At 68.2% G+C, this 19,117-nt stretch carries 19 protein-coding genes; 12 read left to right on the forward strand and 7 right to left on the reverse strand.

Going from position 1 to position 19,117, the window contains the following annotated elements; genetic code table 11:
- The first annotated feature begins 8 nt into the window (after nucleotides 1-8).
- From ABZ319_RS03650 to ABZ319_RS03675, 6 genes are read left to right on the forward strand one after another with little or no spacing between them, the layout of a single operon-like run.
- Nucleotides 9-1,130: an aromatic ring-hydroxylating dioxygenase subunit alpha gene (locus ABZ319_RS03650; protein WP_354984740.1), complete on the forward strand. Its 1,122-nt coding sequence runs from the start codon at nucleotides 9-11 to the stop codon at nucleotides 1,128-1,130.
- Nucleotides 1,127-1,825 carry a hypothetical protein gene (locus ABZ319_RS03655; protein ID WP_354984741.1) on the forward strand — a complete coding sequence of 233 codons (699 nt, stop codon included), beginning with the start codon at nucleotides 1,127-1,129 and terminating at the stop codon, nucleotides 1,823-1,825. Before ABZ319_RS03650 ends, ABZ319_RS03655 begins: the two co-directional genes overlap by 4 nt.
- On the forward strand, nucleotides 1,822-2,730 hold the full coding sequence (locus ABZ319_RS03660; protein WP_354984742.1) for a hypothetical protein: 909 nt from the start codon (nucleotides 1,822-1,824) through the stop codon (nucleotides 2,728-2,730). Before ABZ319_RS03655 ends, ABZ319_RS03660 begins: the two co-directional genes overlap by 4 nt.
- Nucleotides 2,727-3,497, forward strand: coding sequence for an SDR family oxidoreductase (locus ABZ319_RS03665; protein ID WP_354984743.1), 771 nt, complete (start codon nucleotides 2,727-2,729; stop codon nucleotides 3,495-3,497). The genes ABZ319_RS03660 and ABZ319_RS03665 overlap by 4 nt, the downstream gene beginning before the upstream one ends.
- Nucleotides 3,494-4,144, forward strand: a complete 651-nt coding sequence (locus ABZ319_RS03670) for a hypothetical protein (protein WP_354984744.1) — start codon at nucleotides 3,494-3,496, stop codon at nucleotides 4,142-4,144. Before ABZ319_RS03665 ends, ABZ319_RS03670 begins: the two co-directional genes overlap by 4 nt.
- Nucleotides 4,141-4,884 carry an arylmalonate decarboxylase gene (locus ABZ319_RS03675; RefSeq protein WP_354984745.1) on the forward strand — a complete coding sequence of 248 codons (744 nt, stop codon included), beginning with the start codon at nucleotides 4,141-4,143 and terminating at the stop codon, nucleotides 4,882-4,884. The genes ABZ319_RS03670 and ABZ319_RS03675 overlap by 4 nt, the downstream gene beginning before the upstream one ends.
- A 97-nt stretch (nucleotides 4,885-4,981) precedes the next feature.
- On the opposite strand, the gene ABZ319_RS03680 is transcribed toward ABZ319_RS03675, so the two are convergent.
- The 3 genes from ABZ319_RS03680 to ABZ319_RS03690 are packed head-to-tail and all read right to left on the reverse strand — an operon-like array spanning nucleotide 4,982 to nucleotide 7,194.
- Complete coding sequence (locus ABZ319_RS03680) at nucleotides 4,982-5,851, reverse strand: CoA ester lyase (RefSeq protein ID WP_354984746.1); 870 nt, start codon at nucleotides 5,849-5,851, stop codon at nucleotides 4,982-4,984.
- Nucleotides 5,851-6,594, reverse strand: coding sequence for an arylmalonate decarboxylase (locus tag ABZ319_RS03685; RefSeq protein WP_354984747.1), 744 nt, complete (start codon nucleotides 6,592-6,594; stop codon nucleotides 5,851-5,853). Before ABZ319_RS03685 ends, ABZ319_RS03680 begins: the two co-directional genes overlap by 1 nt.
- 39 nt (nucleotides 6,595-6,633) lie before the next feature.
- On the reverse strand, nucleotides 6,634-7,194 hold the full coding sequence (locus ABZ319_RS03690) for a TetR/AcrR family transcriptional regulator C-terminal ligand-binding domain-containing protein (protein WP_354984748.1): 561 nt from the start codon (nucleotides 7,192-7,194) through the stop codon (nucleotides 6,634-6,636).
- 83 nt (nucleotides 7,195-7,277) lie between these two features.
- Here ABZ319_RS03690 and ABZ319_RS03695 point away from each other — a divergent pair, with 83 nt between their 5' ends.
- From ABZ319_RS03695 to ABZ319_RS03705, 3 genes are all read left to right on the forward strand, one after another.
- Nucleotides 7,278-8,171, forward strand: a complete 894-nt coding sequence (locus tag ABZ319_RS03695; RefSeq protein WP_354984749.1) for a DUF4437 domain-containing protein — start codon at nucleotides 7,278-7,280, stop codon at nucleotides 8,169-8,171.
- A gap of 139 nt (nucleotides 8,172-8,310) precedes the next feature.
- Nucleotides 8,311-9,270, forward strand: coding sequence for an alpha/beta hydrolase (locus ABZ319_RS03700; protein ID WP_354984750.1), 960 nt, complete (start codon nucleotides 8,311-8,313; stop codon nucleotides 9,268-9,270).
- A 46-nt stretch (nucleotides 9,271-9,316) separates the two neighbouring features.
- On the forward strand, nucleotides 9,317-10,027 hold the full coding sequence (locus ABZ319_RS03705) for a hypothetical protein (protein WP_354984751.1): 711 nt from the start codon (nucleotides 9,317-9,319) through the stop codon (nucleotides 10,025-10,027).
- Between the two features lie 99 nt (nucleotides 10,028-10,126).
- Here ABZ319_RS03705 and ABZ319_RS03710 read toward each other — a convergent pair whose 3' ends face one another.
- Nucleotides 10,127-11,518 (reverse strand): MFS transporter, encoded by a 1,392-nt coding sequence (locus ABZ319_RS03710; protein ID WP_354984752.1) that lies wholly within the window; start codon nucleotides 11,516-11,518, stop codon nucleotides 10,127-10,129.
- A gap of 234 nt (nucleotides 11,519-11,752) precedes the next feature.
- On the opposite strand from ABZ319_RS03710, the gene ABZ319_RS03715 reads away from it, so the two are divergent.
- Together ABZ319_RS03715 and ABZ319_RS03720 are read left to right on the forward strand one after the other, a co-directional pair.
- A complete protein-coding gene (locus tag ABZ319_RS03715; protein ID WP_354984753.1) occupies nucleotides 11,753-12,736 on the forward strand; it encodes a helix-turn-helix domain-containing protein in 984 nt (327 codons plus the stop codon).
- A 268-nt stretch (nucleotides 12,737-13,004) separates the two neighbouring features.
- A complete protein-coding gene (locus tag ABZ319_RS03720) occupies nucleotides 13,005-13,646 on the forward strand; it encodes an HD domain-containing protein (protein WP_354984754.1) in 642 nt (213 codons plus the stop codon).
- 105 nt (nucleotides 13,647-13,751) lie between these two features.
- On the opposite strand, the gene ABZ319_RS03725 is transcribed toward ABZ319_RS03720, so the two are convergent.
- Nucleotides 13,752-15,011: a VWA domain-containing protein gene (locus tag ABZ319_RS03725; RefSeq protein WP_354984755.1), complete on the reverse strand. Its 1,260-nt coding sequence runs from the start codon at nucleotides 15,009-15,011 to the stop codon at nucleotides 13,752-13,754.
- Between the two features lie 235 nt (nucleotides 15,012-15,246).
- On the opposite strand from ABZ319_RS03725, the gene ABZ319_RS03730 reads away from it, so the two are divergent.
- Nucleotides 15,247-15,711 (forward strand): RDD family protein, encoded by a 465-nt coding sequence (locus ABZ319_RS03730; RefSeq protein ID WP_354984756.1) that lies wholly within the window; start codon nucleotides 15,247-15,249, stop codon nucleotides 15,709-15,711.
- Nucleotides 15,712-16,381: 670 nt separating this feature from the next.
- Here ABZ319_RS03730 and ABZ319_RS03735 read toward each other — a convergent pair.
- On the reverse strand, nucleotides 16,382-17,863 hold the full coding sequence (locus tag ABZ319_RS03735) for a DUF222 domain-containing protein (RefSeq protein WP_354984757.1): 1,482 nt from the start codon (nucleotides 17,861-17,863) through the stop codon (nucleotides 16,382-16,384).
- A gap of 128 nt (nucleotides 17,864-17,991) precedes the next feature.
- The gene (locus tag ABZ319_RS03740; RefSeq protein ID WP_354984758.1) at nucleotides 17,992-19,083 is read right to left on the reverse strand and encodes a CocE/NonD family hydrolase; all 1,092 of its coding nucleotides are present in this window, start codon (nucleotides 19,081-19,083) and stop codon (nucleotides 17,992-17,994) included.
- Nucleotides 19,084-19,117: the final 34 nt, after the last annotated feature.

A 19,117-nucleotide genomic window follows, 5' to 3' on the forward strand; every position in this document is an offset into this window, starting at 1 on the left:
ACCCGACGATGTTGAAGAACTTCTGGTACGCGGTGGAATTCGCCGATCAGGTCACCCGGGAACCGCGCAAGGTGACCTGCCTGGGACAGGACTTCGTGCTGTACCGGACACAGGCCGGCGCGGTGGTGTGCCTGTCCGACCTGTGCGTGCACCGCGGCGGCGCGCTGTCGATGGGCACGGTGACCGGCGACTGCATCACCTGCCCGTATCACGGCTGGCAGTACGACGCGGAGGGCGCGTGCGTGCGCATCCCGGCCAACGCCGCCGAGCGGAACATCCCGCGCAAGGCCCGGGTGGACAACTATCCGACCCGCGAGCAGGACGGCATGGTCTGGGCGTTCCTCGGTGATCTGCCCGAGGCCGAGCGCCCGCCGATTCCGGATCTCCCGCAGTGGAGCGATCCCGCGTTCAAGGCCGTGCAGTACGAGATGGTGATCGACGCCAACTACGAGCGCACCTTCGAGAACGTCGTCGACGCCTCGCACACCCCGTTCGTGCACGGCACGTCCTTCGGCAATCCCGATAAGCCGGAGATCCCGGATTTTCGTGTGCGGCAGACGGATTGGTCGGCCGAGGCCGATATCGAACTGAGTCCACCGCTGCCCAAGGGCCTGTGGGGGGTGCTGGCCCGGCGGCGGCCGCGACCGGAGTACGTGACCGTCACCAACGCCTGGTACCTGCCGAACATCGTGAAGCTGCACGTGCGCCTCCCGATCGGCGACCTGATCCTCTACGACTTCAATATCCCGCTCTCCCAGGACAAGACGCTGATCAAGATCCTGGGTTTCCGGAACTTCTTCACCGGCGACTGGGCCGACGCCAACACCCGCAAGCGGATCGAGAAGATTCTGCTGCAGGACCGGCCGGTCGTGGAGGCGCAGCGGCCCGAACTGCTGCCGTTCGATCTGTCCGACGAGTTGCACGTCCGCAGTGACGCCCTGCAGGTCGCCTATCGGCGCCGCCGGCTCGAACTGATCAAGATGGGCTGGTGGGTGGGAGGCGACGACATCATCACCGGTGACGCGCCCCGGCGCACCGCGACTGTCATCCCCTCCCCCGGCCGCCGCGACAATCCCGAATTGGCCAGTGCCTGGGTGCACAAGGCCCGAACCGGAGGCGATCCCCGATGACCACGACGAGCCTGCCCACCGCGCTCAGCGAGCGCACACTCGACGCTCTGACCTCGGCGCTGCACCTCGAGACCACCGAGGACCTTCCGCTCACCAGTGCGATGTCCCCCGACCCGGTGGGCCGCCTGCGCGTGCTGCGCGGCGGCCCGATCGACAAGGCCGTGACCGTCGATCTGGTGGTCCCGCCGCTGGGCCTGGACAGCCACATGGTGTTCGCGTTCACCGGAAGCGATTCCGCGGTACCGCATTTCACGCTGGACTCGGTGTTCGCCGGTGAGTATTACGCCATGCACCTGGACCTGGTTCCCCGCGCGGACCTGGCGGTGCACCTGGACTATCTGGACGCCGCGTTCCTGCCGCTGACGCCGCTGCTGGAACAGGCGTGGCAGCTCACGGGCGTCTCCCCCGCCGCGATCGGCCCGCGCCAGCGCGCAATGATGTCACCGTGGATGCTGGTGTGCCGCGCCACCTCCGAAGCCTTCGGCGAACTCACCGGAACCGTGGACGCCTACCTCGCGCACTGGCTCACGCTGCTGGACAAGGGCGTTCCCGCCGTGCAGGGCGATCTGCCCGGCCGGGATCGCGCCAACCGCGCGAATCTCTTCAGCCCCGCCGTCGATCCGGTCTGGGCGCAGGTCACCCGGCTGCTCGGGGCCGAGCAGTGCGAGCGCGTGCGCGGGGAGCTGGTGGCATGAACGCGCCCAGCGCCTTTCAGCAGCGCATCGCCGGCGAGTGGGTGGGCCGGCCATCCCTTTTCGACGCCGCGGGCACCTGGCAGGGCTTCGAGGACATCCGGCGATCCTCGGTCCACGCGGACGGAACCACCACGTACTACATGGACGGCGGACTGACCGGCGGCGGGCCGCTCGCGGGCCGCTTCGCGCTGGGCGCGCCGTTCGCCTTCGGCGTTCTCGACACCGGCGGCGACCGTGTCTACACCGGTCCCGACTTCTTCGGCTCCGGACAGCCCTACGGCGGGTTCGTCGACGCCAACTACTACGGACCGGGCTGGCAGGTGTCGCTGAACACCTGGAATCAGACGATCGGCGACACCCAGGTGTATTCGTCGGTCCTGTACCAGGGTCCGGCGATGGTCGGGGTCTTCGACGGGGTCTACACCCGCGACCCGGACCTCGCCGACGCCCGCGTCGAACACGAGACACGTTGTGGCGCGACGGTTTTCCGGGTTCCGACCAAGGACAAGAGCCGCTACGCCGGTGAGCTGGAACTGTGGGGAGCCGATCAGCGATCGGTCGGATCGGTCCGCATGGAGCTCGAGATCGACCCGGTGAGTCTGGTGGTGGCCGACCATCGGCTGACCATATCCGGGTCGCTGGAGTCGAGTTCGCGGTTCACGGTGCGCCGGGACGGAGTGCGCTCGTTCCACGAGGGCCCGGACATCTGGGGCAACGGAAACTCCTACGGCCGCGCCCATTTCGTGCGCCTGCACACCGCCGACGGCCGCCGCCTGCACGGCCGCGAGTTCATGCTGGACGCCGAACCCGGCATGGGCGCGGGCGGGCACATGGCCGTGGTCTACCACCTGTTCGAGCACAACGGCCTGACCGCGGTCATGCACGGAACCCTGGAGCGAGCATGAGCACGGTTGTGATCACCGGCGGTACCCGCGGCATCGGGCTGGGGATGGCGCGCGCACTGCTCGCGGGCGGCCACCGGGTGGCGATCTGCGGCACCGATCCCGAGCGGGTGGAGAAGGTGCGGGCCGAGTTGTCCGGGGAGGCGGTGGTGCTGACCGCCGACGTCACCGATCGCGAGCAGTTGCGGCACCTCTGGGACGCGGCCGCGGACCGATTCGGCGGCGTCGACATCTGGATCAACAACGCCGGTATCTCCCACGATCGAAAACTGCTGTGGGAGCTGCCCGCCGCCACCGCGCAGCAGGTGGTCACCACTAATCTGCTGGGCGTGATCAATGGATCCGCGGTGGCGGTGGCGGCGATGGCGAACGCGGGCGGCGGGCACGTCTGGAACATGGAGGGGCTGGGCAGCGACGGTCGCACCGTGCCCGGACTGGCCGCCTACGGCGCCAGCAAGCGCGCGGTCACCTACCTGACGCGGGCGCTGAGCAAGGAAGCGCCGCCGGGCGTCTCGGCCGGATTGCTCAGTCCCGGCATGGTGGCCACCGATCTGCTCACCCACGGCTACGACGACCCCGCCGAACTCGCCAAGGCGCGCAAGGTGTTCAACATCCTCGCCGACACCGTGGACACGGTCGCCCCGTGGCTGGCCGAACGCGCGGTCTCGCGCGCCCGCAACGGCGCGCATGTGCGCTGGCTGACCACGCCGAAGGTGATCGGGCGGTTCGCGGCAGCTCCGTTCCGGCGTCGCGATCTGTTCGCCGGATGAGCGCGGCCGTCGACTACCCGGTGTCCCTCGCGGTGGAGGACTTCGTGCCGGTGCTGTTCACCACCGCCGGGGTCCTGCTGCTGGGACGCATCGTGCCGCCCGCTCGCGCGGTGGCCGCGGCGGTGTTGATCGGTGCGGGCGGATTCGCCAAGGCCACCGCCAAACTCATCGCCGCGGCGGGCGGCCCGGATCTGCCGTGGTTGCGCGGCATGCTGTTTCCGCTGCTCGCACTCGGATTCGGGGTGCTGTGCCTGGAATTGGCACGGCTGCGCCAGGGATCGACGCCGCGCTGGCTCGCGGTGACGGTTCCCGCGCTGCTCACGCTCTGCGCGCTGGGCGCGGTGGCGGCGCGCGACCCGATACCCATGCTCGTGAGCACCACGGTCTTCGCGACCATCACCGGCGTGTACCTGATAGATCGGGCCCGCTCCCAGGGCGACACGGTGAGCGCCGGGCTGTTCGGGCTGCAACTGCTGGGGTTCTTCATCCTCGGGCCGCTGGCCTCCCGTGAGGACCAGACGGTGGCATTGCAATGGGTCGAGCAATCGTGCAACACCGCCGCCCAGGCCGCCTTCCTCATCGGCGCGTGGCGCATCTCCGCCACGGCCCGAACTAACGCCGACACCGGCAAGGAGATGATCCGATGACCGACGCCCTGGGCTGGCGCCGCAAGTTCGGGGTGATCGCGCCCTCCACCAACACCATCGTGGAACCGGATTTCTACCGCATGACGGTGCCCGGCGTGACCTCCCACTTCAGCCGAATCCACATCCGCGATCAGAACATGAGCGACGACGCGGGGATGACCCGACTGCTCGAGCAGATCCGCGCCGAGATCGGCGGGGCCTGCGCGCGAGTGCTCACCTGCGAACCCGACTACATGGTCATGGGCATGTCCGCCGAAACCTTCTGGGGCGGAATCGAAGGCAACCGCCAGTTCATCGAGCAGATCCAGCAGGCGACCGGACTCGAGGTGGCCACCGGGGCCGAGGCATGCCGGCGCGCGCTGCACCTCTACGGTGCCGAACGGATCGGCGTGGTGACGCCGTATCAGCCCATCGGGGACGAGAACGTCGTGCGGTTCTTCGGCGAACTGGGCTTCGAGGTCAAGAGCATTCGGGGATTGCGCTGTCCCACGGCCGTCTCCATCGCCCACGTCGGCGAGAACGACCTGCGGGAGGCGCTGCTCGAGGTCGACGGTGACGACATCGACGCGCTCGTGCAGTGCGGCACGAACCTGTCGATGGTGCGCCTGGCCGACGAGGCAGAGCGCTGGCTGGGCAAACCGGTGATCGCGATCAATGCCGCTACCTGGTGGATGGCGCTGCGCGACAACGGCATCGAGGACCGCATCGAGGGCGCGGGCGGGCTGCTGCGCGACCACTGACCGCCGCGCGCGGTTCCGTGGTGGGCCCGACCCCGCGCCGGTCGGCGCGGGTCGCGGCGGGTCCGCGAGCATCCGATCCGGGCGGGGTCGCGCCCGGTCAGCGCTGTCCGCCAACCGACCCGAGCAGCCGGTGCGCCTGGCGAATGACGGCCAGGTCGACCATGCGCCCGTCCTCGTCGAGCACCACCCCGCCGGCGGCATCCTCGAAGCGGGCAACCACCGCGCGTGCTCGGTCCAGCTCGGCGGTGGTGGGCGTGAACACCTCGTTCACCACCGGCACCTGACTCGGGTGCACGCAGGCGCGTCCGCGAAATCCCATGCGCGCGAGCGCAATCGTCGACTCCCGCAGCGTTTCTAGGTCGCGGAAGTCCGTACGAACCGGCCCCAGCGGCGGGGCGATGCCCGCGGCCGCCGCGGCCAGCACCACCTGACTGCGCGCCCACAGCAGTTCGCGCTCGTCCGCGCCCGGCGTCACGCCGAGTTCGGCGCACAGATCCGCCTCGCCCAGTTGCAGCCGGGCCACGCGCGGCGCGGCGGCGATCGTGCGCGCGTCCAGCACCGCCGTGGCGCTCTCGAGCAGCGGGCACACCCCGATGCGGTCCGGCACGCGCTCGTGGTCGTGCAGCACGCGCACCGCGTCCCGAACCTGCCGGGCGGATTCGGTCTTCGCCAGGCACACCGCGCTCACCGCGGGCAATGCCACGGCCCGGAGATCGTCGTGCCCGAACTCCCCAGGGTTCACCCGGACCCAGATCGACCGCCCGGCCGGTCGCCCGGACAGCCACGAAGCCACCTGCTCGCGCGCGAACTCCTTGTCCGCCAGCGGCACCGCGTCCTCGAGGTCCAGCAGCATCACATCGGCCGGACCGGCGGCCGCCTTGTCGAACAGCTCGGGCCGGTTGCCGGGGACGTACAGCGCCGAACGCACCGGGGCCGCCGCGCTGCCGCAAGAAGAACCGGCGCGCATCAGTGCTCCCGCAGCAGCGCGCCGAGACCCTCGACGCGATCATCGATGCCGTGCTCGCGCAGTGCGTGCCACAGCGTCGCGGTGTTGATGGCGACCACGGGCTTGCCGAGTTCGGACTCCAGCTGCACGGCCAGGTTCACGAACGACAGATTCGTGCCCACCTGAACGATCGCCTCCACACCGGGCGCATCGAGGTCGGCGACCACCTGCCGAAGGCGTTCGTCGCCCACCCTGGCGATATCCATCGCCGTGGGGCAGCGCAGGCCGGTGATGGCGGCGACGTCGAAGCCCGCTTCGGTGAAGAACCGGCCCACCTCGCGATCGGCGATGGGCTGGTACGGCGAGAACACCGCGATCCGGCGACATCCCAACGCGCGCACCGCCGCTCGGCACGAACTCGCCCCGGTGGTGACCGGTAGCCCGGTGCGCTCGCGCAGGCGGCGCTCGAACGCGGCATTGCCCTCGACCCCGCCCCAGAAGGTCTCGGCGGACATGCCCATGACCATCCGGTCGGGCTCGGCGGTGAGCACGTCGCGGACCGCGGTATCGATGGAGGCGCGAATCTGCCCGAGCAGGGCTTCGAAGTCCGCGTCGTCGCCCATCACCGGGTTCGGGATGTACATCGACCCGGCCCGGTAGGCGATGCCCGGCAGACCCGCACGCCAATAGTCGTGCTCTACAACGGTATTCGTGCTGGGCACGATCACGCCGAAGACGGCGCGCGTACCGACGACATTGGTCATTCGACCGTCCTTCGCGGGGTTTCGATCACTATGGCCGCCTCAGGAGGCGACCCGGGCCAGGAAATCGTCGACGGCGCGCTGCGCCCGATCGCGGTCGGCCGGCCGATCGAGCAGCAGCGCGTCCACCAGCAGCGGCGAAACGATCGCCATGACAACCTCTTCCACGGCATCGGCGCCGTGGACGCCGACCGCGCGCACCGCGGCGCGGAAGGGGGCGAGCAGGTCCATGACGTAACGCTGGCGCAGCAGCGCGCAGTCCGGATCGCTCGCCGAGGCGGTGACCAGCGCACGCAGGAACGCCGCGACCGGCTTGTCCCGCAAGCGATCACACAGCAGGTCGACTTCGGCGCGCAGATCCGCGACCGGGTCGCCGGAGGGGCGAGCGGGTGGATGCGGCGCGACCTCGATCAGCGCGGCCAGAAAGGCCCGGGGGCCGGGCCAGTGCCGGTAGATCGTGCTGCGCGAGACGCCCGTAATCGCGTGCAGGCGTTGCGGAGTCAGCGCTACGGCCCCTTCGCGCAGCAGCAGTTCCAGGGCGGCGGTCAGCACCGCGGCCTCGGTTTCGGTCGCGGGTCCGGCGGGGCGTCCAGGTCGGCTCACAGTAATAAACGATACATCTTGTTTTGGTTATTGATAAGCAGTACATTCCGTATCGGAAATACTTCTTCTCCGAGGAGCGCCGCATGCGTCCACACGTAGAACTCGTCGACGAGAAAGATCTGATCTGGCACCTCGCCGAATTCCAGAACGCCACCGGCACAGCCGAACAGCGCAACCTCAGCTATGACGAGGAGGACGGGTCCGCCTCGCTCAAGGTGCGCTTCACCGGCGACTGGTCCCGCCCGACCGGGGTGCATCACGCGGACACCGAGTGGTTCGTGCTGTCCGGATCGGTCACCATCGGCGACACCGAACTCGGGGCCGAAGGGTTCTGGATGGCGCCCGCCGGGGTGCTCACGCCGGCCATCTCGGTCACCGCGGGCACCGAGATCCTGCTGTGCCGCGAACACGGCGACTGGCGATTCGACCCGGCCGACGCCGATCTCGAATCCGTGCGCGCCGACCAGCGGCTCACCGTGCTCGACACCGCCGCCATGCCGTGGATCGACGTCAAGGACGGCAGTCCGATGCGGTTCGACCTGGGCGGTACCCCCGTACCCGGGCTGTACATCAAGCTGCTGCACCGCGACGAGAAGACCGGCTTCTACACCCGGCTGATCAAGGCCAAGCCGGGCTGGCGGGAGGAGCCGCTGGCCCACCACCCGTGCAGCGAGGAGGCGTACTGCCTGGACGGGGGTTTCGACTACAACTACGGAAAGATGTGGCCGGGAACGTATTTCTGGCGACCCAAGGGAATTCGGCACGGGGACTTCACCGCCGACGCCGAGCGGGGCTGCACCTGGATCGTGCGCTCGGACGCGGATCTGGTCGATTGGTACACCGACAACGCGACCGTGGTCATGTCCGGCGATGCCACCAACTGGGGTCCGGATTTCCCGCACAGCATGTCCCCGCGGTACATCGAGCCGGTCCGCTCGCGCTCGATCGGTCCGTGGACCACCCCGTCCTACCAGTAGACCCCGGGGCACGCGCGACCGCGTCATCGCCGGAGAGGCGGTTCGGCTTGACAGCACCCCGCGCGTGCTCCCTAATTGTCACCCAACAAAAGAAACGCCGTTTCTTCAAGGGAAACAGGCAATCGCCGTGGGAGTCACCATGTTCCACCGAGGCCCGGCCTTCACCGCCGTCACCGCCCTGCTCACCGCCGTCCTGTGCACCGGAGCCACCGCGGCGGCCACCACCGAACTCAGCGGAACCATCGCCATCCCCTGCGCCGCGGGGGTTCTGGAGCAGGACACCGCCTGGTACCTGCCGGACGGCGAGCCGACCGGGCTGATCTGGCTCCAGCACGGATTCGCCCGCACCAACGCCAATGTCGCCGCGCTGGCGACCGCCTTCGCCGAAGCGGGCTACCTCGTCTTCGCACCCAGCCTGCCGTTCATGAATTTCTCCGGGTGCACCCTGCAGAACCTGGGCGACAACACCGCCTTCCTGCGCAACGTGACCGCGTTGTTCGGGGGCGCGGGCGACGCGACCGGTCCGCTGGCCGCCAGCCTCGCCGACGCCGCGCGCAGGGCGCAGCGACCCGCCCCCGCCCTGCCGACCGATCTGGTGTTCGTAGGGCACTCCGCGGGTGCGGAGGCCGTCCTGTTCGTCGCCGACCTCCTGCGTGCCCTGCATCCCGAAACCTGGACGGCATTGCGCGGTTTGGTGCTGCTGGACCCGGTGCGCTCGTTCATCGGCGACAACATCGACCGTGCGCTGATCTCGCTCGACGCGACGCAGCTGCCCGTGCTGTCCATCTCGGCACCGCCCTCGGCATGCAACAGTCTCGGCCTCGGCACCCTGGCGGTGCGCAGCCGGCTGCATCGCCCGTTCGTCGGCGTCGAATTGCAGGCGGGTGCGCACACCGACGCCGAGGGGGAAAGCTCGGACCTGCTCGGCGAATTGATGTGCGGCACACCGTCCGCCGTCAACGCGACCGCGGTGCGGACGCTGGCCCTGGCCTGGACTCACGACTACATGACCGGGACGAACACGTCCGACTACTACCCCGCCACCGCGGGCGCGCCGATCGCCGCCGCGCCCACGGCTCGCGTCCTGACCGGTTCCTGAGGCGCGCCGCGCGACTTCACCCGCACCACGACCCCGGAGATTTCGTATGCTCGCCCCGGTAATCCGCACCCTCGCAATACTTTTCGCCGCCTGCTTCGGCGCAGCGCTTCTCACCGCGCCTCCGGCAGCCGCCGACCCGGAGGACGCCGAACTCACCGCCGCCGGTACCAGCGGCGAGCTGTGCCGCCGCGCGCAGATCGAGTCCGCGAACCTGCACTCGAATCGCTTCTACCGCCGGGGCGGCGAACTCCAGGACACCGCCTACCCCGACCTGGCGTCCTTCGCGGCGTCGAAGCCACAGATCCAGCCGCTCACCCTCACCCACTACACGACCTACGAGGACGCGGGCGGGACGCTGCCGAAACAGGTGCGCTGCAAAGGGAAATCCGCCGACCACATCAACGCGGTGTACGGCGAGAATACCGCCGGCCCCGAAGGCACCTGCGCGGCTGCCAACCGCCGCACGCTGCGCGAGGTCGCCCGCTCCCTGACCCAGCAGGAGCGCAAGGCCCTGAAGTACCGTCCCAACGACGTCGTGCTCGACGCGGACACCGAGGCCGCGACCGGCCAGCAGTGGCTGGCCGACTTCCCCACGGCCACCATCGATTCCGCCGGCAGACTGCATCTCCCGTCCAGCTCGCTGTTCGTACCGCTGGATACGCCCGGCATACCGGAAGCGTTCAAGGGCCAGCACTACTGCACCTTGGTCGCGCCGTCCCACCTCCTGCGTCTGCTGTCCGGCACTGTCGCCCCCTGACCGTTCGCACGGCTTTCCCGTGCACACCCGCCACCGGGCCGCCCGGCTCGCCCGTGCCGCGGGCCGGGCGGCCCGGTGGCATCCGCCGACCGGTCCCGGTCAGCCGATGGCGGCGCGCGCGTCGGCCGCGTACCGGTTCCTGATACGCAGCAGAATCAGCACGGACACGAAGATCGCCGGAACCAGCACGAACATGGCCACCACGAGCGGTTCCCCGCCATAGCCCGAGGCGTCGACCAGATCCGAGGAGAGGCCGACGACAAAGGGGCCCAGCGCGCCACCGAGGGTGACCAGGAAGGTGAGTAGGGCGAAACCCATGCCACGACGATCGGCGGGGACCACGTCGGCCGATGCGGCGGTGAGATTCGGAATGGCGCCGGCGAATCCACCGCACGCCACGGCGATCAGGGTCACCCGAGCGGGCACGCCGGGCGCGAGCAACGCACCGGCCAGCGCGAGCGCGCCGATGGCCAGGAACACCGCCGCGGCGATGATCCGCCGGCCGGACTCGGCGGCGTGGGCACGATCGCCGTATCTGCTCCCCGCCACGATGCCGACGACGATGCCCGTGCCACCGACCGCGCCCGCGAGGCTCGAAGCCGCGTCGTAGCCGAGGTGCTCGGTTCGTTCGAGCAGAGTCGGGAGCCAGTAGAAGACACCGCCGATTCCGAGCGACAGCAGAGCCTGGCAGGCGATGACACCGGACAGGGTGCGGATTCGCAGCAGCGCCCGCGCTTCGCCGAGCAGCGATGCGGAGCGCGGTGCGGTCACAGGCACGGACGACTCGTCTCGCCCGAGGCGTCCGAGACGATCACCCAAGCCCCGCAGCGGCTCTCGGACGGTGAGTACCAGCGCGGCAACCAGCAGGCCGGGTGCGGCGGCGACGAAGAAGACCGCGCGCCAGCCGAGCGCTTCGGCCAGCACGCCGCCGAGTATGACCCCGACCGGCAGCCCGAGGTAGTAGCCGGCCCGCTCGAAACCGTATGCCTTGCCACGGCTTCCGGGTGGGTAATAGTCCGCGAGCAGACTGGACGCGGGCGGATTGTAGAGCTGCCCGGCGGCTCCGATCAGCACCCGGACGAGGAAGAACAGCACGAAAGTGCTTGCCAGTCCGCTCAGTACCGAACACAGCGACCAGACCAGCACGACGACGGCGATGGTGATCACACGTGGCGCACGATCGGCGAGGCGTCCCGCGGGCAACAGCAGGACCGCTCCCGCGATACTCGCCGCGGTCGGAATCGCCCCGGCGGCGGTGTCACCGAATCCGAAATGGTCTTGAATCGCCGGCAGCGCACCGGCGATGAGGTTGATCTCCAGCCGATCGACGAACGCGACGAGCGCCACGACAACGGCGGGCCACCAGCCGAAGGGCGCGGATGCGGCCGGGTCGACGACGCGGGCGGGACGGCCCGCCGAAACGACGATTTCGACCATGCCGGGCGACGTGGATGGTGCGTCCGCGGGCTCCGCAGGCGAGGTTTCGGTCATGGGATGGCTCCAATCGGGACGGCGGTCCCCACGGCCGTTCGGGTCCGCTGATCCGGACGAACGCTCGATGCGGTTGGTGGACAGACGATTCGGAGGCGCATCACGAAAATCACCACACGCGTCCGCGACCGCGCGAGCGGAGCGATTCGCCGCCCTTCAAAATGTTTCGCATAAGGATACGACGTATCCATTGCACTCGCCGTGCTTCCCTCACGAACCCGCTAGGTTGTCGCCATGGTGGTTGTGACGGTGGTGGCGCCGGATGACGCACTCGGTTTCGAGGTGATGCTCGCGGACGTGGTGTTCGGCGCGGCGAACGCGACGGTGGACCGCGAGCACTACGACATCCGAATCGCGTCCAAGAGCGGCACCGCGGACATCGCGTCGGGGCGCGGTGCGGTGGGACTGCACACCCGTTGGGGCATCGAGTCTCTCGCCGAGTCCGACCTCATCGTCGTGCCCGGCGCCGCGGGCTTCCTGCAGGACCCGGACGAGGTCATCGTGGACGCGCTGCGGACCGCCGCCGAGCGTGGCGCCCGGCTGGCCTCGGTGTGCGTCGGCGCGTTCACGCTCGCCGCGACCGGACTCTTGGACGGGCACCGGGTGACCACGCACTGGGAGTACGCCGCCGAACTGGCGCGGCGACACCCGCGCGTGGAGGTGGACCCCTCGGTCCTGTACATCGACAACGGGCAGATCTTGACCTCGGCCGGGGTTGTGGCCGGGCTGGACCTGTGCCTGCACATCGTGCGCCGGGACCTGGGAGCGGCGATCGCCGCGGACACCGCGCGCCGAATCGTGATGCCGCCGCAGCGAGATGGCGGGCAGGCGCAGTTCATCACCCATGCCGAACCCGTGCGCATCGACACCTCGCTACGGCCGGTGCTCGACTGGATGCAGTCGAACCTGCACCGCCCGTTGACGCTCGACGAGGTCGCCGCACAGGCGGCCATCAGTGTGCGGAGCCTGAATCGCCGTTTTCGCCGCGAGGTCGGGACGACGCCGATGCAGTGGCTGCTGCGCGCCCGCGTGCACCACGCGCAGCGGCTGCTGGAAACCACGCCGCTGTCCATCGACCGCGTCGCGGCAGAAGCGGGATTCGGTACCGCGACCTCGCTGCGCTATCACTTCGCACGACAGACGCGGACCACGCCGCAGGCCTACCGCAACAGCTTTCAGCACCGGGCAGAGCCGCGGGCGGCGAGTGTGTCCGGCTAGCGAACACGTTCGTCGTGCTGGCCAGAATTGTTCGATACGTGGCCATCCGGCCACTGGGCAGTGGGTTCTGTCGAAGTGAGACTGAATGTGCACCGCCGGAAGGGATTTGATGCACAGCGGGGCACGCCCGTTGTCGACCGCGGCGCAATCCCTCTTCTCGGCGTGCCATCGGACACGCAGACAGGACCACGCCATGACACACCCTCGCGCCGCATCAACCACGGCCGAAATATCCTCCCCCGCAGCGGTTTCAGCGACGGCGAGCGCATTGTCCCTCCCGTCGACGACACTGGCCGCCGACACCCTCGAACTGATCACCGGTGCACTGGAACTCCACCTGCGCAACCACAGCATCCGCGGCTTCCTGTTCGGCAGAGCCCTCGCCGCCGCGCGCGGCCTGCGGCCCGGCGTGGACTACGACGAGGAAAACATGTTCCTCATCTGCGCGCTGCACGACATCGGCCTGTCCGACAGCGCCACCGGCCCACAACGTTTCGAGGTACAGGGGGCCGACTACGCCGCGCAGTATCTCGAATCCCACGGCATCACCGACGAACGCGTCGACATCATCTGGGACGCCATTGCCGCCCACACCACGGGCATCAGCGATTCCCCCGTCTACCAGCGCCGCCGTCCAGCCGAGATCTGGATCTCGGTCGCCGGCATCGGCCTCGACATAGGCGGCGAGCCCGACGACCTACCACCCGGTTTCGCCGATGCGGTCCACGCGACCTACCCCCGCCTCGGCGGCGTCCGCGCCCTCACCGCCGCCATCGAACGCCAGGTCCTCGCCGACCCGCACAAGGCTCCACCGGGCACACTCTCCGGCGAGATCCTGCGCCTGACCCGCCCGGACCTGGTCCCGTTCACCTGGAACACGGTGCTCGAAAACAACAGCTGGGGCGACTGACCGAGAGGCGGACAGTCTTCGCCGACGGTCACCGCCTCGCGAATACCTCAGCGCGGTTGAACGCGAAACGGCATCGATCTCAACGTGGTTCGACCTCGACGGATGTCAGCGCAGGACGCCTGCGCGGCGGGCCGCGGACAGCCAGTCCGGGAACTCGCCGAGCAGTAGGCCGTACAGGTCGGCATCGCTCATCGAATCTATGTCGGGGACGGCGAAGAACCCCGCGTTGTCGACCACGCGGCCGTCCATCGTGTCGAGTTTGCGGAGGATCCCGAAATCGTTGTCGCCCAGGCCGATGAACTGCCAGAACGCGGGGAGGGCGGCGGCCTGGCGCATCAGGGCGGTGATCTTGGCGCGTTTGTGGAAGCCGCCGTCGGTGAAGAACAGGACCAGGGCGGGGTCCGCGCCCGGGCGCAGCGACTGGAGGATGTCGGTCATGACGGGGATCTCGTCGTTGACGCCGCCGATCTGGCGGTTGTAATCGATGCCGCCGTGCCGGCCGGAGATGTGCAGGAAGGTCGCGCTCCACCTGTCGGCGTCTGCGACGGTGACATCGGGCAGCTTCGCGAACTTGTCGCCGTACAAATATGTTTCGAGATTGCCGTCGTCATCGAGCTGAATGGCCACCGGGATCATGCGCTCCACCACGCGGTGCACGACCTTGTCGCGGTACAGGCTGTGCATGCTGCCGGTCTTGTCGATGACCAGGATCACGCGCGCGCGAACTCCACTCGCGCCCTTGGTGAGCAGGACCTTGGCGACCTCACGCTTGCGCAGGTCGAGTTTCTGGCGCTTCTCCAGGGAGAGCGTGGCTTCCCCGGCGACGGTGCGCACCCCCGACGGATCCGCCGCCGGTGCGGCGGCGGGAGCGGCGGGAACATCGTCGACCGTGATGCCGTGATCGGTGACGAGGTCGGCGAATCCGCCCGCGTAGCCCTGGCCCACGGCGCGGATCTTCCACTGGGCATTGCGCCGGTAGACCTCGAGGGCGATGACCACCGATTCCGGACCGAGCTGCTCGATACGATACTGGCACAGCACATTTCCGGACTGATCGGTCACCGTGGCTACCGGAGCGGCGAACTGCCCGAAACTGCCGCGGGAGTCCTCGAGGGTGATGATCGCGCGGATCTGGTCGATGCCCGCGGGCACCCGCGCCGGGGAGATCCGCAGGGCCCCCGCGGACAGCTCGACGCCCGGCGCGTGCGGCTGGTTGTAGAACACGAAGTCGTCGTCCGATCTGACTTTGCCGGCCGGGGTCACCAATAGTGCGGACACATCCACCGGCGCGCTGGACTGCACGGAGACGAGGAGCTCGGTGGCGTTCAGCGGGATGTTCTGACCCTTGAGCAGCTGCGTTGTCATGATCGATTGCCTTGTCCGTGAGCGGTTCCAGCGATAGGGATCCCGGCCCACGCTACGACCTGATCCGCTCTGCCCCACCGTGGTTCCAGCGATCCGGCGCAAATCGTCAGTTTCCGAGCCTGCGCGCGCCTGCCCCGGCTGATGAACAAGCGCCCGTCCGGATGATCTATGAGATGCTCGAGCCGTCGCTGCGCCGGATACGGGCGGTGCGGCGTGATCACGATGAGGAGCACGCATGACCGGCAACGAGCAGCACTCTGGGCAAATACTCGGCGGAGCCTCCGCGGGCATCGGGGGCCGCGCGGCCGCCAGGTTCGTCGACTGGATCATCGCCGGCATAGTCGGCGGCATCCTGTTCTGGATTCTCGAACGGGCACTGGATCTTCCGAGCTGGCTCGCGATCCTGCCCGGCGCCGGATTCGGTTTCCTGTACTTCGTCTTCTTCGAGGTGTCGACCGGTTCGACCCCCGGCAAGAAGCTCTTCAACCTCCAGGTCCTGGGCGCGGCGGGCGCGGCCCGCCCCACCGTCGCGGACTCCGCGAAGCGCAACGCCTACATGCTCCTGAACCTGATCCCCTGGGTCGGGGGGATCCTCTGGTTCTTCGCCGCGATCGGGATCGCGGTGACGGTGACGGCCAGCTCGACCAAGCAGGGGTGGCACGACAACTTCGCCGGGGGTACACGGGTTATTAAGCAGTAGAGGCGCTTTCGGGCATCGCTGACGCACTGTGACTTGCATCCACCACAGCCGACTGAGCCGGGCGCTCTAGTCGGCTGTGGTGGATGGCTTTGTAATGAATGGGTATGCGTGGCCGAGTCTCGGGTCTATCGGAGCGTTGGGAGATTGGCCGAGTTCGGGAACGACTGGATAACGAGAACCAGCGTTGTCGCGTTCGGGATCGAGGCTGCGGTGGGGTGCCCTACCGCAGGAAGAGCAGCCTGGATAACGGAATACCAGCGGGGGCCGGTTGGGAGCCTCGACGGAGGTACCAGCCCTACCGGGCCGATAAACGGAATCGACCACTGGCGGGGGGTACGAGCAACCCTCGAATCGATTGCCGCTCACCACAATCACTCTCTGAGGCAGTACCGGCATTGAGCGATGACGGATCTTGTGTCTGTAGGTCTCGAGAAGGTTCCCACAGCCATCCAGCCACGCTGGAAGGGCGAACAGGCCCCAACCGGGGAGCCGAGGTCGGGTACGGCAGGCGAGGTAACCAGCACTGCCGCGTTGTTCTTGCTTGTTCTCCCGAACCCCGCTGGAAGGCGCAGAGTGCGTGCGGGTTCGGGCTACGTAGGCCACTGGAGTGAACACCGATGGTCCTTTGTCGTTGGCCTTGGCTTTGCGTTTTCGGCTGCGGGGCAGCGCTCTAGCAGAGTCGCCGCGCCGGGATACCCGGGATCCCCGAAGGACTCGGCACACGTGGGTGATGACGGAAATTCACCCGAGGTCTACGAGCGGGGTCGATGTGCGGTGGTGGTATCCACCCGGTCTTGCCCGGATGCTCCGAATCATCGGGCATGACGATCGTTTTCCAGCCATTCGGGCTAGAGTTGACTTGTGCGTGGCAGGCATCGCACGCAAAAGTCAGGTTCTCGATGTCCGTTTCGCCACCATCAGCCCATTCCTTGATGTGGTGCACGGCTGAGCGGGTGGCGGGGGCGTCGCATCCGGGGCGGGTGCACCCGCGTTCGACGGCGGTGAGTGCGAGGCGCTGGTCTGCCGAGGCGAGGCGTTGACCGCGTGAGAGGTGCAGTGGGCGGCCGTTGGCGTCCACGATCACCAGGTACGGGGTGGAACGCGCGGCCAACTTGATCGCTTCGGTGATCGAGAGCGTGCCACCGGTGTTCGTGGTAGCGAGCCCGGTGCGCTGCTCGAGGTCGGTCAACCGCATGGTGACCACGGTCGAGACCGGCAGCCCACGGTGGTAGCCGAGTTTGGTGGGTCCCATGTCCGGGTGCAGGAACCGCAGCAGCGCATCGTGATTGCGCTGGGCCTCGGAGCGGTGATCACGCTTAGCAGCAGCCCGCAACACCGCACGCGCGGCGACGGTGGCAGCATCGGCGTCACTGTCATCGGCTTCGGACTCGGTGTCGATCCCGAGTTGCGCGGTGGTGTGCGGGCTGTCCGGGTCGTCGGGGTTGCACATGCCGGGGCGCGCGAATTTGGCGAACATGGGCAGGAACACCGCACCCAACTCCGGGGTCAGCAACCCCGAGATCGGGAACATCCCATCCGCGCGCTGACGACCGATGCAGATCCCGCGCATCCGCTGCCGATCCTTGTCCGCGGTCAACACCCCGTCCGGGTCGGCGTAGGCCAGGACTCGGATACCGGCTTGGGTCACCCCTTTCGGGTCACCGACGCACGCGAAATCGGTCAACGTCTTCTCTGCGAGTTCCTTCAGCTTCGGATCCACACTCGCGGGGATCCGATCGAGAACTTTCACGATCGCCTGCACATGATCCGCGGAGATCTCCCCCGCACGCTGAGCGGCAGCGATGTGCGGGAACACGGGCGGTCGCTGGAACGTCCCTTCGGACACGGTCGAGAGCCTGTCCGCGTTCCGCACCCGGGCAGCGGCGTCGAAATGCGAGAGCCGCAAGGTCTGTTGCAGGAACACGATCGGACTCTTGATCCCCGCCCGCGCAGGCAACCCGCGCGCCGCGCATTCGAGAGCGAAGCGTTGTTTCACTGCTTCGAGTTTGCGGTAGTCCGCTTCGAGCTTGTGCATCATCTCGATGACCTGGTCATCGGATGAGGAAAACAGGGGTGATTCGAGCAGACCCTCCACCGCGACGCCATGTCCTTCAACATGGTCCGCGATGCTGGATTCCCCTCCCGAATTCATACCCCTATTCTACTCCTCGATAGCAACCTGCAATAGCCCAATTGCATTGTGATACAACGCTATTCAGACTCACAACCCGTTCAGAAATGCTCTCCCGATCTTCGAACTCCTCCCGCAAATCGACCCGCTCAGCGAACCGGCCGAGATCCCGCATAGTCACGGAGGAGATCGAGGTAGCCGGGGGCGTAGAGGGCTCGGGGAGCGAACAGGGCCGTCGCCGTCGCGCGCCAGTCTCGATCGTTCTCGTAGGACGCCTTGGCGATGCTGTGGGAAGCGTCCGGAAAGCGCTGGACCGTCAAGAGTTCCGGCGCGAGCAGAGCTCGATAGGTGCGTTCCGTTTCGTCCACGTCGACGTTCAGGTCATCGTCGCCGAGCACCAGCAGGACCGGCAGCTCGAGCCGGGGCAGGACCGCGGTCACGTCGGAGAGATAGTTCGCGCGAACGAAATTCCAGCGGGCCTCGGACATCGGATCCGGGTCGTACCCGGCGGCAAGGTATTGCTCGTAGGTGGCGTTCTCACGGAGCAGTCGCAGGCCGATCGCGCGGCGATCGAGGGCGGCGGCTATGTCGGACTCGCCCGCACCTCGGTGCCGAAGTTCGGCGAGCAGGTTGTACTCGCCCTGACGTAGCCAATTCACCGCCCCGCCAACGAGAATCAGGAATTGCAGGCCCGGCAGGTTCGCGGCGACCTCGGGCGCCACCCATCCGGCCTGGCTGATTCCCCACAGACCGATGCGACGCGGGTCGATGTCGGCCCGCTGCCGCGCCCACTCGATCACCGCTTCGGTCTCGCCGGCACGGTCGTGCATGGTCTGGTCGAGCCAGTTCCCCGGCGCCCCATCGACTCCCGGCTTGGCCCAGGACACCGAGGCGTACCCCGCCTCGGCGAACGACTCCCAGATCGGTTCGTAGAACGAGTCACGAGTGGCGTCGGCGGGGCCGTCGCCGTGCACGAAGACGACCAGGCCGAACGGGCCGTCGCCCTGCTCGGGCAGAGCCAGGACCGCGTGCAGCGGCTGTACGGGTCCCGGAATGGTCAGTTCTTCCCGTCGGAAGGCGAAGTCGTGCGCATAGACCACCCACGCGCCCGCGCTGACGATCAGGGCGATCACGCAGCCGACCGCGACGACTGCGCGCCGCAACCAGCGCCGCGGGCGGTCCACACCCTCCGGAGCTGCCGCTGGGTCCGGGGCGGCTGCCGAGCCACCTGCATTCTCCATAAAACTAACGTATCAGCTCCGATCGTACTAAATA

The organism is Nocardia sp. NPDC005978, from assembly GCF_040614455.1.
Taxonomy (GTDB): Bacteria; Actinomycetota; Actinomycetes; order Mycobacteriales; family Mycobacteriaceae; genus Nocardia.

What these genes read in the sequence shown, in the direction of transcription:
- ABZ319_RS03650 (WP_354984740.1), top strand. Translation starts at nt 9, where the DNA reads ATGTTGAAGAACTTCTGGTACGCGGTGGAATTCGCCGATCAGGTCACC.
- ABZ319_RS03655 (WP_354984741.1), top strand. Translation starts at nt 1,127, where the DNA reads ATGACCACGACGAGCCTGCCCACCGCGCTCAGCGAGCGCACACTCGAC.
- ABZ319_RS03660 (WP_354984742.1), top strand. Translation starts at nt 1,822, where the DNA reads ATGAACGCGCCCAGCGCCTTTCAGCAGCGCATCGCCGGCGAGTGGGTG.
- ABZ319_RS03665 (WP_354984743.1), top strand. Translation starts at nt 2,727, where the DNA reads ATGAGCACGGTTGTGATCACCGGCGGTACCCGCGGCATCGGGCTGGGG.
- ABZ319_RS03670 (WP_354984744.1), top strand. Translation starts at nt 3,494, where the DNA reads ATGAGCGCGGCCGTCGACTACCCGGTGTCCCTCGCGGTGGAGGACTTC.
- ABZ319_RS03675 (WP_354984745.1), top strand. Translation starts at nt 4,141, where the DNA reads ATGACCGACGCCCTGGGCTGGCGCCGCAAGTTCGGGGTGATCGCGCCC.
- ABZ319_RS03680 (WP_354984746.1), bottom strand. Translation starts at nt 5,851, where the DNA reads ATGCGCGCCGGTTCTTCTTGCGGCAGCGCGGCGGCCCCGGTGCGTTCG.
- ABZ319_RS03685 (WP_354984747.1), bottom strand. Translation starts at nt 6,594, where the DNA reads ATGACCAATGTCGTCGGTACGCGCGCCGTCTTCGGCGTGATCGTGCCC.
- ABZ319_RS03695 (WP_354984749.1), top strand. Translation starts at nt 7,278, where the DNA reads ATGCGTCCACACGTAGAACTCGTCGACGAGAAAGATCTGATCTGGCAC.
- ABZ319_RS03700 (WP_354984750.1), top strand. Translation starts at nt 8,311, where the DNA reads ATGTTCCACCGAGGCCCGGCCTTCACCGCCGTCACCGCCCTGCTCACC.
- ABZ319_RS03705 (WP_354984751.1), top strand. Translation starts at nt 9,317, where the DNA reads ATGCTCGCCCCGGTAATCCGCACCCTCGCAATACTTTTCGCCGCCTGC.
- ABZ319_RS03710 (WP_354984752.1), bottom strand. Translation starts at nt 11,518, where the DNA reads ATGACCGAAACCTCGCCTGCGGAGCCCGCGGACGCACCATCCACGTCG.
- ABZ319_RS03715 (WP_354984753.1), top strand. Translation starts at nt 11,753, where the DNA reads ATGGTGGTTGTGACGGTGGTGGCGCCGGATGACGCACTCGGTTTCGAG.
- ABZ319_RS03725 (WP_354984755.1), bottom strand. Translation starts at nt 15,011, where the DNA reads ATGACAACGCAGCTGCTCAAGGGTCAGAACATCCCGCTGAACGCCACC.
- ABZ319_RS03730 (WP_354984756.1), top strand. Translation starts at nt 15,247, where the DNA reads ATGACCGGCAACGAGCAGCACTCTGGGCAAATACTCGGCGGAGCCTCC.
- ABZ319_RS03735 (WP_354984757.1), bottom strand. Translation starts at nt 17,863, where the DNA reads ATGAATTCGGGAGGGGAATCCAGCATCGCGGACCATGTTGAAGGACAT.
- ABZ319_RS03740 (WP_354984758.1), bottom strand. Translation starts at nt 19,083, where the DNA reads ATGGAGAATGCAGGTGGCTCGGCAGCCGCCCCGGACCCAGCGGCAGCT.